This window comes from Paracoccus tibetensis (assembly GCF_900102505.1).
In the GTDB taxonomy this organism is placed as follows: Bacteria; Pseudomonadota; Alphaproteobacteria; order Rhodobacterales; family Rhodobacteraceae; genus Paracoccus; species Paracoccus tibetensis.
In genome coordinates this window covers 165,726-180,638 of the sequence record NZ_FMVT01000001.1, presented here as the reverse complement: position 1 = coordinate 180,638, position 14,913 = coordinate 165,726, and the positions used below count along the sequence as shown (strand labels likewise).

The following is a 14,913-nucleotide window of genomic DNA, read 5'->3' as shown; positions in this document are numbered from 1 at the left end:
ACCGCCTGACAAGGTCTAGCGAGGTAAACACATGAAAGCCTTCATCACCGGCGCCCTTCTGGGCGCGACCCTAGCCGTTCCCGCCGCCGCGCAGTCCGGGGACGTGGCAGCGGGCGAATCGGAATTCCGCAAATGCCGCGCCTGCCACATGATCCAGGACGCCGACGGCACCGACATCGTCCGCGGCGGCGCCACCGGCCCGAACCTGTGGAACATCATGGGCGCGCCCATCGCGCATGAGGAGGGCTTCCGCTACGGCGAGGGCCTGCTGGCCGCGCGCGAGGCGAACCCGGACTTCACCTGGACCGAAGAGGAGATGGTCGCCTACGTGACCGACCCGACGGCCTGGGTGCGCGAGAAGTCGGGCGACGCGTCGGCCCGCTCGAAGATGACCTTCAAGCTGAACCGCGGGCAGGAGGACGTCGCCGCCTACCTCGCCAGCGTCTCGCCCGACTACACCCCCGGCGGCGCCGCGGAAGCCGGCGAGGCGGCCGAGGGCGAGGCGGCTCCCGCGCAGTAACGGCACGGCCATCACGGCGCTGCGGCAAGCTGCCGCAGCAGAAAGATCATCAGCGCCCCCGGCAGGGCACTATCCTGCGGGGGCGTTCTCCATCCAGACCATCGTGACGCATTGCCCGGTCGGTGTCGCTGGTCTAAAGAACGCGTGATGATGCCGGTCCGTCAGGCCGGCCCTGACGGAATCTTGAGGGAGTTCGGGTATGGCAGACGCAGCCGCACACGGCCACGACGACCATCATGACCAACGCGGGTTCTTCACCCGCTGGTTCATGTCCACCAATCACAAAGATATTGGCATCCTTTATCTTTTCACGTCCGGCATCGCGGGTTTCATCGCGGTCGCCTTCACGATCTACATGCGCCTCGAGCTGCATGAGCCGGGCGTGCAGTACATGTGCATGGAAGGCGCGCGGCTCTTTGCCGACGCGACTCGCGAATGCACCCCGAACGGGCATCTGTGGAACGTCCTGATCACCTATCACGGCGTGCTCATGATGTTCTTCGTCGTGATCCCGGCTTTGTTCGGCGGTTTCGGCAACTACTTCATGCCGCTGCAGATCGGCGCGCCGGACATGAGCTTCCCGCGCATGAACAACCTCAGCTACTGGCTCTATGTCGTGGGCCTGCTGCTGGGCGTCGCCTCGCTGCTGTCGCCGGGCGGCAACCAGCAGCTGGGCTCGGGCGTGGGCTGGGTGCTCTACCCGCCGCTGTCCACCAACGAGGGCGGCTACTCGATGGACCTCGCGATCTTCGCGGTCCACGTCTCGGGTGCCAGCTCGATCGTCGGCGCGATCAACATCATCACCACCTTCCTGAACATGCGCGCCCCCGGCATGACGCTGTTCAAGGTGCCGCTGTTCGCCTGGTCGGTCTTCATCACCGCCTGGCTGATCCTGCTGGCCCTGCCCGTCCTGGCCGGCGCCATCACCATGCTGCTGATGGACCGCAACTTCGGCACCAACTTCTTCAACCCGGCCGGCGGCGGCGATCCCGTGCTCTACCAGCACATCCTGTGGTTCTTCGGCCACCCGGAGGTGTACATCATCATCCTCCCCGGCTTCGGCATCATCAGCCACGTCATCGCGACCTTCTCGAAGAAGCCGATCTTCGGCTACCTTCCGATGGTCCTCGCCATGGCCGCCATCGGGATCCTGGGCTTCGTCGTGTGGGCGCACCACATGTACACGGTCGGGATGTCGCTGACCCAGCAGGCCTACTTCATGCTGGCCACCATGACGATCGCCGTGCCCACGGGCATCAAGGTCTTCTCGTGGATCGCGACGATGTGGGGCGGCTCGGTCGAGTTCAAGACGCCGATGCTCTGGGCCTTCGGCTTCCTGTTCCTGTTCACCGTGGGCGGCGTCACCGGCGTCGTGCTGAGCCAGGCGCCGCTGGACCGCGTCTATCACGACACCTACTACGTCGTGGCGCACTTCCACTACGTGATGTCGCTCGGCGCGGTCTTCGCGATCTTCGCCGGGGTCTACTACTGGATCGGCAAGATGTCGGGCCGGCAGTACCCGGAATGGGCGGGCAAGCTGCACTTCTGGATGATGTTCATCGGTGCGAACCTGACCTTCTTCCCGCAGCACTTCCTGGGCCGCCAGGGCATGCCGCGCCGCTACATCGATTATCCGGTGGAATACGCCTTCTGGAACGCGATCAGCTCGTGGGGCGCCTATCTGTCCTTCGCCTCGTTCCTGTTCTTCATCGGGATCGTCTTCTACACCCTGTTCGCCGGCAAGCGCGTCACCCAGAACAACTACTGGAACGAATACGCCGACACGCTGGAATGGACCCTGCCCTCGCCCCCGCCCGAGCACACGTTCGAGCAGCTGCCCAAGCGCGAGGACTGGGATCGCAGCCCGGCGCATTAAGGGACGGCTGATGCCTTACCAGTGGACAACGAATGCGGCCCCGGATCAGTCCGGGGCCGTTTTGCATGAGCTGAGGATCTGGCCGCACCGCTCGCTGCCCCGGCGCGGCTTCGCCTGGTTCATCGGCGTGACGGCGGCGCTGCTGCTGCTGCCGCTGCTGGCGGTGCTGGGAACGGCCGTGATGTGGGGGGTCCTGCCCTTCGCCGCCTTGGCCGTGGCCGGCGTCTGGTTCGCGATCCAGAAAACCTACGAGAGCGGCGAGGCGCTGGAGGAGCTGCGGCTCGACCGCCGCCTGCTGACGGTGCGCCGCTTCGATCCCGGCCGCCCCATGCGCGAATGGCAGACGAACAGCTACTGGGTCCGCGCAGCCCTCAGGAAAGGCCCGGTCGAGGCCTATCTCACCGTGACCGATGGCCAGCGCGAGATCGAGCTGGGCGCCTTCCTGACCCCCGACGAGCGGCGCACGCTCTGCGAGGAGCTGACGCGCACGCTCGGGACGGTCAGGGGCTGAGCCTCAGTCCTTCTTCTCGGGCAGGCCCTTGCGCTTGGTCGAGGCCATGTGGTCCAGCGCCTCCTCGGACATGCTCTTGTACATGTCCTTGGACGCGCCCTTCAGGTCCTTGACCTTCGTCTCGCCGCGCTTGGCCGAGAGGGCCGCGCCGGCCGCGCGTTGCTGGGCTTTCGATGATGCGGGCATGGGCCACCTCCTGCCGCTGAACGCGGCGCGGCGGCCCTAGGTTCAGCCCATCAGCCGCGCCTTGACCAGCGGGCCGACGGCGCCGAAGTCCATCTGCCCGGCATGCCGGTCCTTGAGCGCGCCCATCACCCGGCCCATGTCGCGCAGCCCGGTCGCCTCGAGATCCGTGATGGCCTGCGCGATCGCGGCCTCGGTCTCGTCCGCGTCCATCTGGCGCGGCAGGAATTCCTGGATGATCCGGATCTCGTCCTCTTCCTTGCCCGCCAGCTCCAGCCGCCCGCCCTCCTCGTAGGCGCGCGCCGATTCTTGGCGCTGCTTGACCATCCGCGACAGGATCAGCACCAGGTCGGCCTCGGTAAGGGTGCCGTCGCCGTCCCCGGCGCGCGCGGCGATCTCGCGGTCCTTCATCGCGGCCGAGATCAGGCGCAGCGTCGAGAGGCGCGCGCTGTCCTTGGACTTCATCGCCTCCTTGGTGGCAGCTTGCAGCTTGGCTCGCAGTTCCATCTGGCTTCTCCCGGCTGGCGGATGCGGATCGTTGGCCCGCCGATGTAGTCTGCCCGGCCCCGCAGATCAAGCTGGCGCTCGGTGCAGGCCTGCGGCGGGTTGACCTTGCGGGGCCCGCCCTCTATCCACCGGCTGATTTCAGACCAGAGGTGCCGAGATGGCCAAGAAACCGACCGCCTGCCTGGCGCTAGCCGACGGAACCGTCTTCTATGGCCAGGGCTTCGGCGCCCCCGGCGAGGTGGTGGCCGAGCTGGTCTTCAACACCGCGATGACCGGCTACCAGGAGATCATGACCGATCCCTCCTATGCCAGCCAGATCGTCACCTTCACCTTCCCCCATATCGGCAACACCGGCATCACGCCCGAGGATGACGAGGCGCCCGACCCGGTCGCCAGCGGCATCGTTGTCAGGTGGGACCCGACCGATCCGTCGAACTGGCGCGCGGCCGGCGATCTGGCGGGCTGGATGGCGCGGCGCGGGCGCATCGGCATGGGCGGCGTGGACACCCGCCGCCTGACCCGCGCGATCCGCCAGCAGGGCGCGCCCCATGTGGTCCTGGCCCATGACCCCGACGGGAACTTCGATCTGCCCGCGATGATCGCGAAGGCGCGGGACTGGAAGGGCCTCGTCGGCCTCGACCTGGCCAAGACGGTCAGCTGCGCGCAGAGCTACCGGTGGGATCAGGGCGCGTGGGAATGGGGCAATGGCTTCGGCGCCGCGCCCGAGGGCAAGCCCTTCAAGGTCGTGGCGCTGGACTACGGCGCGAAGCGCAACATCCTGCGCTCGCTGGTGGCCCACGGCGCCGACGTGACGGTCCTGCCCGCCACCGCCACCGCCGAGGAGGTGCTGGCGCACGAGCCCGAGGGCGTGTTCCTCTCGAACGGTCCTGGCGATCCGGCGGCCACGGGCGAATATGCCGTGCCGATGATCCAAGGACTGCTGGACAAGGACCTGCCGATCTTCGGCATCTGCCTAGGCCACCAGATGCTGGCGCTGGCGCTCGGCGCGAAGACGGTGAAGATGGGCCACGGCCATCACGGCGCGAACCACCCGGTGCGCGACGTCGAGACAGGCAAGGTCGAGATCACCTCGATGAACCACGGCTTCGCCGTCGATTCCCAAAGCCTGCCGCAGGGCGTTCTCGAGACGCATGTCAGCCTCTTCGATGGCAGCAACTGCGGCATCCGCATGGAAAACCGTCCGGTCTTCTCGGTCCAGTATCACCCCGAGGCCGCGCCGGGGCCGCAGGACAGCCTCTATCTCTTCGAGCGATTCGCGGCCTCGATGCGCACGCGCAGGGCGTAAACGCGAACCGATGACGAACCCCTGCGGAACATCGCCGCGGGGGTCGCCGGCTTAACCTCCTGTTAAGCATGGATGTGCCACCACGAGCCGATCCAGAAGGAGTCCGCTCATGGCACAGGCCGCTCTGACCGACCGCGAGGCGAAGGTCGACCCGCAGGATGGCGGCGTCGTCGTCGCCGGTCCGACGCTTGCGCCGCGCAGCCAGCTTCCGCTTGGCCAGATCCTCGTCGAGGATGGCGCGGTCGATCCGGGCAACCTGCTGAAGGCCACGGTGATGCGGCGGCGCGAGAATGCGCGGCTCGGGCAGATCCTGCTGGGCAATGGCTGGGTCACCCCCGAGGCGCTGGCCCATGCGCTGTCGCGCCAGTGGCGCACGACGACCGTCGATCCGGTCCGCAGCCCGGCCGACCCGCGCCTGATCGACGCGGCCGGCCCCGGCTTCTGCCTTCGCCACGCCATCCTGCCCTGGCGCCGCATCGGCGGCGTCACCTGGATCGCGACCGCGCGCCCGGACGACTTCACCGCCCTTCTGCCGCAGCTTCCGGCCGAGTTCGGCACCGTCCGCATGCTGCTCTGCACCGAGACCGAGGCGGCCGAGGGCGTGCTGAACAGCCGCAAGACCCGCCTCATCCGCGAGGCGGAATCGCGCGTTCCCGCGGCCGAGAGCTGCCGCACCCAGAACCAGGTCCGCACCAGCCGCATCGCCGTCGCCCTGCTGGGACTGCTGGTCCTGGGGGCCGCGCTGGCGCCGGCGCTGACCACTGGCCTGCTGGTGGCCTGGGCGGTGCTGACGCTGCTGACGCAGAGCGGGCTGAAGCTCATGTCCTTCCTCGCCGCCCGCCGCGTCCGCGCCGATGAGGGCGCCGTCGCCGCCGCCATCGCTCAAGGCGCCATGCCCGCGCCCGAGATGGACGCGCCCCTGCCCCTCATCTCGGTCATGGTGCCGCTGTTCGAGGAGAGCGACGTGGCCGGCAAGCTGGTCGCGCGGCTCGCGCGGCTGGAATATCCGCGCGAGCTGACCGACATCCTGCTGGTCATCGAGGACAGCGACCACGTCACCTCCAAGGCGCTGGAGGGGGCGCAGCTGCCGTTCTGGATCCGCGTGGTGCGCGTGCCGGACGGGCCGATCAAGACCAAGCCGCGGGCGCTGAACTACGCGCTGAACTTCTGCCGGGGCGAGATCGTGGGCATCTGGGATGCCGAGGACCGGCCCGATCCCGACCAGCTGCACAAGGTCGCGCGCCGCTTCCACTTCGCGCCGGCCGACGTCGCCTGCCTGCAGGGCGCGCTGGACTTCTACAACCCGCGCACCAACTGGCTGGCCCGCTGCTTCACCATCGAATACGCGGCCTGGTTCCGGGTGCTGCTGCCGGGCGTCGCGCGGCTCGGCCTCGTCGTCCCGCTCGGCGGCACGACGCTGTTCTTCCGCCGCCCGATGCTGGACGAGGTCGGGGCATGGGACAGCTGGAACGTCACCGAGGACGCCGATCTCGGCGTGCGCCTCGCGCGCCGCGGCTACCGCACCGAGATCCTCGAGACGACCACCGACGAAGAGGCGAATTGCCGCGCCCTGCCCTGGGTCAAGCAGCGCTCGCGCTGGCTCAAGGGCTATGCGATGACCTGGGGCGTGCACATGCGCGACCCGGTGCAGCTTTACCGTGAGCTGGGGCCGCGCCGCTTCTGGGGCTTCCAGGTCCAGTTCCTGGGCGCGCTGTCGCAATACCTGCTGGCGCCCGTCCTCTGGAGCTTCTGGCTGCTGACGCTCGGCCTGCCGCACCCGCTGCGCGGCCCGCTGGAGGGGATGTGGGGCGGGTGGGCGATCCCCCTGCTCTTCGGGCTCTTCGTCGCCTCCGAGGCGCTGTCGATCTTCGTCGGCATGCGCGCATGCCGCGGCGCGAAGCACCGCCACCTGATGGCCTGGGTGCCGAGCCTGCATTTCTACTTCCCGCTCGGCTGTCTCGCCGGCTGGAAGGCGATCTACGAGGTGGTGACCAAGCCCTTCTACTGGGACAAGACGGCCCACGGCCTCTTTGTCGAGGCCGAGGCGGCGGCCGCCGATGCGCCGCTGGTGCCGGGCATGGTGTCGATCCCGCTGGTCGGTCAGATCGGCGGCATCCGCCTCGAGGAGCGGGCCGCCAACATGGAGGCCGTCCGGCCCGCGCCCGCCCGCGAAGCGCCGGCCGCCGAAGCGCCCGCTGCTGCGCCGCAGGAGCAGCCCCTGCGCAAGCTCGCGGGCTGAGCCCGGCCGCGCCCGCCTAGGACGCGGCTGGCGCGGGCGCCAGAAGACCGTCGATCAGGCCCTCGGCCTCGCGGATTTCGGTATCGAGCTGCGCGCCGAGCGCGGCAAGATCGCCGGCCCCCGTCTCGCGCAGCAGGAACTTCTGCCCGCCCCGGCCGAGCGCCTCCATGTCCAGCGCCCGCTCGGTCAGAAGCCGCCCCGAGGCGTGCAGGCGCCAGAAACCGCGCCAGATCGAGGCAAGCCGCGCCGCCGCCTCGGGCGTCAGAAGCCCGGCGCGCTGGCCGGCCCGCAGCTGCGCCAGCGTCGCCCGCGCGGGATCGCCCGCCCGCAGCGCGCAGGACTGCGCCAGAAGGTCGATGTCCTGCAGTCGCCCCGGCCCTGTCTTCGCCTCCCATCGGCCGTCCGGCCGCTTGGCGGCAAAGAGCCGCGCCCGCATCTCGGCAAGGTCGGGCATGACCCGCGCCGCCGGTCCGGCCTGGCGCAGCACCGAAAGGCGCAGCGCCTCGACCTCGTGGCCCAGATCCTCGGCGTCGGGGCCAAGGCCCGCCACCACGCGGGCGCGGGTCAGGGCCAGATGCTCCCAAGTCCAGGCCTCGGTCCGCTGGTAGTTCTCGAAACTCTGGATCGAGGTCGCGACCGGCCCCTGCCGCCCCGAGGGGCGCAGGCGCATGTCCACCTCGTAAAGCCGCCCCTCGGCGGTCGGTGCCGAGAGGGCCGTGATCAGCGCCTGCGTCAGCCGCGCGTAATAGGGCCGTGCGCCGAGCGGGCGCGGCCCATCCGACCCCTCGGCCCCGGCCGCGTCGTAGATGACGATGAGGTCGAGGTCCGAGCCGGCGTTCAGCACCCGCGCGCCAAGCGAGCCCATCCCGAGGACGACGGCGCCCCGCCCCGGCGGCGGCCCGTGCCGCAGGGCGAAGTCCGCGGCCGTCACCGGGGCGAGCGCCGCGACGCAGGCATCTGCGAGGTCCGCATATTGACCGCCCGCCTCGTCCGCGTCGATGAGGCCGCGCAGGTGGTGCACGCCGATGCGGAACTGCCATTCATGCGCCCAACGCCGCGCCGCATCCAGCGCACGCTCGTAGCCGCCCTGCGGGCCGCGCAAGGTCGCGGCGAGCGCCTGATCCAGCTCGGATCGAAGGCCGGCGGCTCCGGGCCAGGGTGCGAAGAAGCTGCCGCCCAGCACCGCCTCGAGGACCGAGGGGTGGCGCGCCAGGTAGGCTGCAAGGCCCGGCGCGGTGCCGCAGATGTCCACGATCAGCTCGATCAGCTGCGGGTTCGCCTCGAAGAGCGAGAAGACCTGGACCCCGGCCGGCAGACCCGCGAGGAAGCTGTCGAAGCGGGCCAGCGCCTCGGCGGGATGCCCGGCCTCGGCCATGCGCGCGAGAAGCTGCGGCTCGATCCGGCGGAAGATCTGCCGCGCCCGGTCCGAGCGCAGGGCGGGATAGTCCTGCCAGCGCGCCACGATCGCCTGCGACTCCTCGGACAGGTCGGGCATGGCGGCCGCGGCCTCGCAGGGGGCGAAGAAATCCTCGGTCAGCGCGTGCACCCGCTCGAGCCGGGTCTTGAGGCGCGCGCACCACGCCTCGGGATCGGCCTCGCCCATCAGCGCCGCGATGCCGGCCAGCGCCTGCGGATCGCGCGGCAGGCTGTGGGTCTGCGCGTCGTTCACCATCTGGATGCGGTGCTCGATGTCGCGGTGCTCGCGGTAATGGGCGATCAGCTCCTCGGCCACCTCGCCCGGCACCCAGCCCTTCGCGGCCAGCGCACGCAGCCCCGGCGCGGTGCCGCGGGTCCGCAGGTCGGGATCGCGCCCGCCCGCGATCAGCTGGCGGGTCTGGGTGAAGAACTCGATCTCGCGGATGCCGCCGCGGCCGAGCTTCATGTTGTGGCCCGCGATCTCGAGCCGGCCGCCGAGGCCCTTGTGGTCGCGGATCCTCAGCCGCATGTCGTGGGCGTCCTGGATCGCCGCGAAGTCCAGATGCTTGCGCCAGATGAAGGGGCGCAGCTCGCGCAGGAAGCGCTGGCCGGCCGCGATGTCGCCGGCGGCCGCGCGGGCCTTGATGAAGGCCGCACGCTCCCATGTGCGGCCCTCGGCCTCGTAATAGGCCAGCGCGGCGGCGGCCGAGATGCAGACCGGCGTCACCGCGGCGTCCGGGCGCAGGCGCAGGTCGGTGCGGAAGACATAGCCATGCGCGGTGACGTCCGAGAGCGTCGCGGCCATCTTGCGCGTGGCGCGGATCAGCGCGGCGCGCGCCTCCATCTGGTCGGCCTCGGCATAGGCGGTCTCGTCGAAGAGCACGATGAGGTCGATGTCCGAACTGTAGTTCAGCTCTCCCGCACCGCCCTTGCCCATGGCCAGCGCGAAGATGCCGCCCGCATCGGCATCCGTCGGGGGCAGTTTGCCGCGCCGCGCCTCGGCCGCGACATGGGCGCGCAGGGCAAGGTCCACCGCCCGGTCCGCAAGGTCCGACAGCGCCCCCGTCACCCGCTCCAGCGGCCAGACGCCGCCCAGATCGGCCAGCGCCGCCAGCAGCGCCACGCGCCGCTTCGCCCGGCGCAGCGCGATGTCCAGATCCGCGGGGGCCAGCGTCTCGAGGCCCTGCGTCTCGTCCGCGACGACATCGTCCCGGTCCAGCCCGGAGGGGAGCCACGCGGCCTCCTTCCGGATCAGGTCGGCGAGGTAGGGGCTGCTGCCGGCGGCGCCCGCGATCAGCTCGCGCAGGCGCGGCGGCAGGTCGGAAAAGAGGTCGGCGGCGTCACGCCCGCGGGCCGGATCGATCGGCAGGGGCAGGCGCGTGATGCGGTCGGCAAAGCTCATGCGGCGGAGAATGCGGCCGGGGCCGTGGCCCGTCAATGGCCTGCCACGGCCGGATTCCGCATGGATCGTCGCATTAACCCTTTCCCTTCTTGGCCCGTCAGGAATTCGTTGTTAGGCTCCGTCCGAGAACAGGCAGGCGAACCGGCGCGCAGTCCCGCATGAGCGAGTATCAGATCATCGATTTGCCGACCGGGTGGAGCTGATGCGCCACACGCTGCCCCATGCCCCGCAGTTCTACGTCACCGCGCCCCAGCCCTGCCCCTATCTGCATGGCCGGGCCGAGCGCAAGCTGTTCACCGCCCTTCAGGGCGAGAACGCGGCCGAGCTGAACAATGCCCTGTCGCGCCAGGGCTTCCGCCGCTCGCAGAACGTGCTCTACCGGCCCAGCTGCGAGAGCTGCGTGGCCTGCATGTCCGCGCGCATCCGGGTGGCGGATTTCCAGCCCTCGCGCACGCAGCGCCGCGTGGCCGCGCGCAGCGGCGCGCTGCGGCGGCTGGCGACCAGTGCCTGGGCGACCGAGGAGCAGTTCGATCTCTTCCGCCACTACCTGGACAGCCGGCATGCCGATGGCGGGATGGCCGACATGGACATCTTCGAATTCGCCGCCATGATCGAGGAGACGCCGGTCAAGACGCGGGTCATCGAGTACCGCTGCGCCGCGGGCGAGCCGGGCCGGATCGCGCCGGGCGACGACCGGCTGGCCGCCGTCTGCCTGACCGACGTGCTGGATGACGGCCTCAGCCTCGTCTACAGCTTCTACGATCCGGGCCTGCAGGCGATGAGCCTCGGCAGCTACATCATCCTCGACCATATCGAGATCGCGCGCGCGGCGGGCCTGCCCTATGTCTACCTGGGCTACTGGGTGCCGGGCAGTCGCAAGATGGACTACAAGGCCCGGTTCAACGCGCTCGAGATCTACAAGAACGGCGCCTGGCAGGACATCGGCAGCCCGGCCGACCACTCGAGCGAGGCGCACCCGCTATCGGTCGATCCCATCGTCGAGCAGGTCGCCCGGATCGCCCTGCCGCAGTTCGACCGCTAGACCGGGCCGCGCAAGATAATTTCAAACTTCGGCCGCCCCGCGTCATTTTATCCACCTGCGGCCATTGACCCGGCCGGGGCGGCTGCATAGTTTGCGCCGACGCCGCGGGTGCATCGCATCTGCGGCGGATTGATCTTGTGATGGAGCAAAGTCATGTCCCGAATGATGACGGGTGCGAGAATGGTGGTCGAGGCGCTGCGCGATCAGGGCGTCGATACCGTATTCGGCTATCCGGGCGGGGCGGTGCTACCGATCTATGACGAGATCTTCCAGCAGAACGACATCACCCATGTCCTCGTCCGCCACGAACAGGGCGCAGTCCACATGGCCGAGGGCTATGCCCGCGCCACCGGCAAGCCCGGCGTCGTGCTGGTGACCTCGGGCCCGGGCGCCACGAACGCGGTCACGGGGTTGACCGATGCGCTGCTCGACTCGATCCCGCTGGTCGTGCTGTCGGGCCAGGTGCCGACCTTCATGATCGGCACGGACGGCTTCCAGGAGGCCGACACGGTCGGCATCACCCGCCCCTGCACCAAGCACAACTGGCTGGTGAAGGAGACGAGCAAGCTGTCCGAGACGATCCACAAGGCCTTCCACGTCGCCACGTCGGGCCGTCCGGGGCCGGTGCTGGTCGACATCCCGAAGGACGTGCAGTTCGCGACCGACGCCTATGTCGGGCCGAAGCAGATCGAGGTGCCGACCTACCAGCCCGTCAAGAAGGGCGATTTGGCCGCGATCACGCGCCTCGTCGAGCTGATCGAGCAGGCCGAGCGGCCGATCTTCTACACCGGCGGCGGCGTCATCAACTCGGGCCCCGCTGCCAGCCAGCTGCTGCGCGAACTGGCGGACGGAACGGGCTTTCCCGTCACCTCGACGCTGATGGGGCTGGGCGCCTACCCGGCTTCGGGCAAGGGCTGGCTGGGGATGCTGGGGATGCACGGCACCTACGAGTCGAACCTCGCCATGCATGGCTGCGACCTGATGATCAACGTAGGCGCCCGCTTCGACGACCGGATCACCGGCCGCATCGCCGATTTCAGCCCCGGCTCGGTGAAGGCGCATATCGACATCGACCCCTCCTCGATCAACAAGGTCGTGCGGGTGGACATTCCCATCGTGGGCGATGTCGCGCATGTGCTGGAGGACATGCTGAAGGTCTGGAAGTCCCGCGGCCGCAAGGTCAACCGCGAGGGGCTGGCCGCCTGGTGGCGCCAAATCGGCGAGTGGAAGGCGAAGGACTGCCTCGGCTACAAGAACAGCGACAAGATCATCAAGCCGCAATACGCGATGGAGCGGCTGGAGGCGCTGACCAAGAACCACGACCGCTACATCACGACCGAGGTCGGCCAGCACCAGATGTGGGCCGCGCAATATCTCGGGTTCGAGGGACCGAACCGCTGGATGACCTCGGGCGGGCTTGGGACGATGGGCTACGGGCTGCCGGCCTCGATCGGGGTGCAGATGGCGCATCCCGACGCGCTGGTGATCAACGTCGCGGGCGATGCGAGCTGGCTGATGAACATGCAGGAGATGGGCACGGCTGTGCAGTTCCGCCTGCCGGTCAAGCAGTTCATCCTGAACAACGAGCGTCTCGGCATGGTGCGCCAGTGGCAGCAGCTGCTGCATGGCGAGCGGTACAGCCAGAGCTGGTCGGACAGCCTGCCCGATTTCGTCAAGCTGGCCGAGGCCTTCGGCTGCAAGGGCGCGCAGGTGCGCGATCCCAAGGACCTGGACGACGCGATCCAGCAGATGCTCGACTATGACGGCCCGTTCATCCTGGACGTGCTGGTCGAGAAGCACGAGAACTGCTTCCCCATGATCCCCTCGGGCAAGCCGCATAACGAGATGCTGCTGGGCGAGGCGGTGACGCAGGGCGTGATCGAGTCCGAGGGCGCGGTGCTCGTCTGACAGCACGCCGGGGGGCCAGCCCCCCGGACCCCCCGGGATATTTCAGCAAAGAAGATAAAGGCGCGGCGATGAACGCATTGAACATCCAGAAGGGCATGTCGAGCCATTCGGCCTATGACCTGCGCGATCCGAATTCGCAGATCGAGGAGAGCCACACGCTGGCGATCATGGTCGAGAACGAGCCGGGCGTGCTGGCGCGCGTGATCGGCCTCTTCTCTGGGCGCGGATACAACATCGACAGCCTGACCGTGGCCGAGGTGGATCACACGGGCCACCGCTCGCGCATCACCGTGGTGACGCGCGGCACGCCGTCGGTCATCGAGCAGATCAAGGCGCAGCTGGGGCGGATCGTGCCGGTGCACGAGGTCCATGACCTGACGGTCGAGGGGCCGTCGGTCGAGCGGGAGCTGGGTCTTTTCAAGGTGCGGGGACAGGGCGAGAAGCGCGTCGAGGCGCTGCGGATCGCCGAGATCTTCCGGGCCAACGTGGTCGACTCGACGCTGGAAAGCTTCGTCTTCGAGCTGGTGGGGACGTCGAGCAAGCTGGACGCCTTCGCCGACCTGATGCGGCCGCTCGGGTTGAACGACCTGGCGCGGACCGGGGTGGCGGCCTTGGCACGCGGCGCCTGAGCCGCGGCGCGCGGCCTTAGCCGGCCGCGCCGATGCGGGGGAACGCGCAGGCCGCTTCGTCGGCGGCAGGCGCCGGGCGGATGTCCGTGCTGCTGACGACGCGCAGGTGCGTCGGCTCGGCTGCGGCGGTGGGCTTGGCGTCGGCCAGAAGGCGCGGCAGGTCGGGGCAGCACTGTTCCGAGATCAGGGTGACGCCGCGCGCGTGGCGCAGGCTGCCGAGCGTTTCGGTCTCGAGCTCGACGAGATCGCCGGGGCGCGGCCAGGAGGCCTCTGCACTGGACAGGTTCTCCCGACCCTGCAGGTAGGCCAACGTCGCCTGGTCCTCGCACCAGATGATCGCCTTCTCGCGAATCTCACTCGCCCAAACGACCACCCCGATCATCGGCGCCCCTTCCTGTCAATCGGCTCTAACAACCGCCGGTAGTGTCAACCTGAAAGTCCATTCAACCAGAACTCGAGCGAACTAAAGCAGAAATCCGCCGATATGGAAGCTTTAATTTAACTTCTTGTTGAGATTCTTTCACCCTGCGGTTGCTGCGCCGCACTCATCCTCAAGTAGTGCAGACGATTTGCGCGCTCAGCGGGTGCGCCCGGCCTGCACGTCTCCCACAGCGCGAGCGACCTGCGCGATCCGCTGCCCGCGCGAGGGATGGGTGCCGAGGATGTGGTTCCCGGGATCGGGGATTCGCTCGAAGAGGCGGGCGCCGTTGACCGGATCGAACCCCGCATTGAGCGTGATGATCGAGCCGAGATAGTCAGCTTCCAGCTCCCAGTCCCGCGAGTAGTAGCGCGAGCCGACCGAGGCGCCGACCTGCTGCGCCCGCTCGACCGCGGCGGTATCCCCGCCATAGGCCGTCGCGATGCTGCCCAGCACCACCGCCGCCGCCGTCGCCGCGCCCGAGCGGCGGTCGAGGTGGTTCAGGATGTGGTGCGCGGCTTCGTGGCCGACGACGAAGGCGATCTCGTCCGCGTTGCGGGTCTGGGCGATGAGCGACAGGGTGAAGCCGACGATGGGCCGGCCGTTGCGGTCGACGGTCTGGAAGGCGTTGGGTTCGAGCCCCGGGCGGTCGTCCACCACGAAGGTGAAGTCGCAACTGATCGGGCGCGTGCGGCGGGCGAAGCATTCCTCGCGCACGGCGGGCTCCATCCGGCGCATGACCTGCACGAAGGTCCGGGCGGCGGCGTCGGGCGTGCCGGCATGGGGGGCCGACGGGGGCGGTAGGCCGCGGATCGGGCCGGCCGGCGCGGTGACGGGCGCGTTCACGGGCGGTGCGGCCGGCGGCATGTCCATCGGCAGCGGCGCACAGGCCGCCAGCGCCAGCAGTCCCGCGGTGAGCGCCGCCATAAACCGTCCGCGTTTCAAGATCATGGCGC

General features: G+C 69.2%; 13 protein-coding genes. 8 read left to right on the top strand and 5 right to left on the bottom strand.

Features of this window, described 5'->3' with window-relative positions:
- Positions 1-31: 31 nt before the first annotated feature.
- The 3 genes from BLP73_RS00955 (at position 32) to BLP73_RS00945 (ending at position 2,907) form a co-directional block, all read left to right on the top strand.
- On the top strand, positions 32-520 hold the full coding sequence (locus BLP73_RS00955; protein WP_090739648.1) for a c-type cytochrome: 489 nt from the start codon (positions 32-34) through the stop codon (positions 518-520).
- A 199-nt stretch (positions 521-719) separates the two neighbouring features.
- On the top strand, positions 720-2,396 hold the full coding sequence (locus tag BLP73_RS00950; RefSeq protein WP_090739647.1) for a cytochrome c oxidase subunit I: 1,677 nt from the start codon (positions 720-722) through the stop codon (positions 2,394-2,396).
- A 61-nt stretch (positions 2,397-2,457) separates the two neighbouring features.
- Entirely contained in the window at positions 2,458-2,907 is a 450-nt protein-coding gene (locus BLP73_RS00945; RefSeq protein ID WP_342672076.1) for a DUF2244 domain-containing protein, read from the top strand.
- A gap of 3 nt (positions 2,908-2,910) precedes the next feature.
- Here the strand turns inward: BLP73_RS00945 and BLP73_RS00940 are convergent, their stop codons facing one another.
- Positions 2,911-3,093 (bottom strand): DUF3008 family protein, encoded by a 183-nt coding sequence (locus BLP73_RS00940; RefSeq protein ID WP_090739645.1) that lies wholly within the window; start codon positions 3,091-3,093, stop codon positions 2,911-2,913.
- Positions 3,094-3,135: 42 nt separating this feature from the next.
- On the bottom strand, positions 3,136-3,597 hold the full coding sequence (locus BLP73_RS00935) for a GatB/YqeY domain-containing protein (protein WP_090739644.1): 462 nt from the start codon (positions 3,595-3,597) through the stop codon (positions 3,136-3,138).
- A 157-nt stretch (positions 3,598-3,754) separates the two neighbouring features.
- On the opposite strand from BLP73_RS00935, the gene carA reads away from it, so the two are divergent.
- Positions 3,755-4,903 carry a glutamine-hydrolyzing carbamoyl-phosphate synthase small subunit gene (gene carA, locus BLP73_RS00930; protein ID WP_090739643.1) on the top strand — a complete coding sequence of 383 codons (1,149 nt, stop codon included), beginning with the start codon at positions 3,755-3,757 and terminating at the stop codon, positions 4,901-4,903.
- A 109-nt stretch (positions 4,904-5,012) separates the two neighbouring features.
- Positions 5,013-7,142: a glycosyltransferase gene (locus tag BLP73_RS00925; protein WP_090739642.1), complete on the top strand. Its 2,130-nt coding sequence runs from the start codon at positions 5,013-5,015 to the stop codon at positions 7,140-7,142.
- 16 nt (positions 7,143-7,158) lie between these two features.
- On the opposite strand, the gene BLP73_RS00920 is transcribed toward BLP73_RS00925, so the two are convergent.
- A complete protein-coding gene (locus BLP73_RS00920; RefSeq protein WP_090740028.1) occupies positions 7,159-9,960 on the bottom strand; it encodes a [protein-PII] uridylyltransferase family protein in 2,802 nt (933 codons plus the stop codon).
- Positions 9,961-10,162: 202 nt separating this feature from the next.
- Here BLP73_RS00920 and BLP73_RS00915 point away from each other — a divergent pair, with 202 nt between their 5' ends.
- From BLP73_RS00915 to ilvN, 3 genes are all read left to right on the top strand, one after another.
- Positions 10,163-11,002, top strand: coding sequence for an arginyltransferase (locus BLP73_RS00915; protein ID WP_090740026.1), 840 nt, complete (start codon positions 10,163-10,165; stop codon positions 11,000-11,002).
- Positions 11,003-11,155: 153 nt separating this feature from the next.
- Positions 11,156-12,910, top strand: a complete 1,755-nt coding sequence (locus BLP73_RS00910; RefSeq protein ID WP_090739641.1) for an acetolactate synthase 3 large subunit — start codon at positions 11,156-11,158, stop codon at positions 12,908-12,910.
- Between the two features lie 68 nt (positions 12,911-12,978).
- Complete coding sequence (ilvN, locus tag BLP73_RS00905) at positions 12,979-13,539, top strand: acetolactate synthase small subunit (RefSeq protein WP_090739640.1); 561 nt, start codon at positions 12,979-12,981, stop codon at positions 13,537-13,539.
- Positions 13,540-13,555: 16 nt separating this feature from the next.
- Here ilvN and BLP73_RS00900 read toward each other — a convergent pair whose 3' ends face one another.
- Both BLP73_RS00900 and BLP73_RS00895 read right to left on the bottom strand, forming a co-directional pair.
- On the bottom strand, positions 13,556-13,921 hold the full coding sequence (locus BLP73_RS00900) for a hypothetical protein (protein WP_090739639.1): 366 nt from the start codon (positions 13,919-13,921) through the stop codon (positions 13,556-13,558).
- Between the two features lie 195 nt (positions 13,922-14,116).
- On the bottom strand, positions 14,117-14,884 hold the full coding sequence (locus BLP73_RS00895) for a M48 family metallopeptidase (protein ID WP_281179903.1): 768 nt from the start codon (positions 14,882-14,884) through the stop codon (positions 14,117-14,119).
- Between the last annotated feature and the right edge of the window lie 29 nt (positions 14,885-14,913).

Excerpts from the sequence above, each read along its gene's own strand:
- BLP73_RS00955 (WP_090739648.1), top strand. The coding sequence starts at position 32 with ATGAAAGCCTTCATCACCGGCGCCCTTCTGGGCGCGACCCTAGCCGTT.
- BLP73_RS00950 (WP_090739647.1), top strand. The coding sequence starts at position 720 with ATGGCAGACGCAGCCGCACACGGCCACGACGACCATCATGACCAACGC.
- BLP73_RS00940 (WP_090739645.1), bottom strand. The coding sequence starts at position 3,093 with ATGCCCGCATCATCGAAAGCCCAGCAACGCGCGGCCGGCGCGGCCCTC.
- BLP73_RS00935 (WP_090739644.1), bottom strand. The coding sequence starts at position 3,597 with ATGGAACTGCGAGCCAAGCTGCAAGCTGCCACCAAGGAGGCGATGAAG.
- carA (WP_090739643.1), top strand. The coding sequence starts at position 3,755 with ATGGCCAAGAAACCGACCGCCTGCCTGGCGCTAGCCGACGGAACCGTC.
- BLP73_RS00925 (WP_090739642.1), top strand. The coding sequence starts at position 5,013 with ATGGCACAGGCCGCTCTGACCGACCGCGAGGCGAAGGTCGACCCGCAG.
- BLP73_RS00920 (WP_090740028.1), bottom strand. The coding sequence starts at position 9,960 with ATGAGCTTTGCCGACCGCATCACGCGCCTGCCCCTGCCGATCGATCCG.
- BLP73_RS00915 (WP_090740026.1), top strand. The coding sequence starts at position 10,163 with ATGCGCCACACGCTGCCCCATGCCCCGCAGTTCTACGTCACCGCGCCC.
- BLP73_RS00910 (WP_090739641.1), top strand. The coding sequence starts at position 11,156 with ATGTCCCGAATGATGACGGGTGCGAGAATGGTGGTCGAGGCGCTGCGC.
- ilvN (WP_090739640.1), top strand. The coding sequence starts at position 12,979 with ATGAACGCATTGAACATCCAGAAGGGCATGTCGAGCCATTCGGCCTAT.
- BLP73_RS00900 (WP_090739639.1), bottom strand. The coding sequence starts at position 13,921 with ATGATCGGGGTGGTCGTTTGGGCGAGTGAGATTCGCGAGAAGGCGATC.
- BLP73_RS00895 (WP_281179903.1), bottom strand. The coding sequence starts at position 14,884 with ATGGCGGCGCTCACCGCGGGACTGCTGGCGCTGGCGGCCTGTGCGCCG.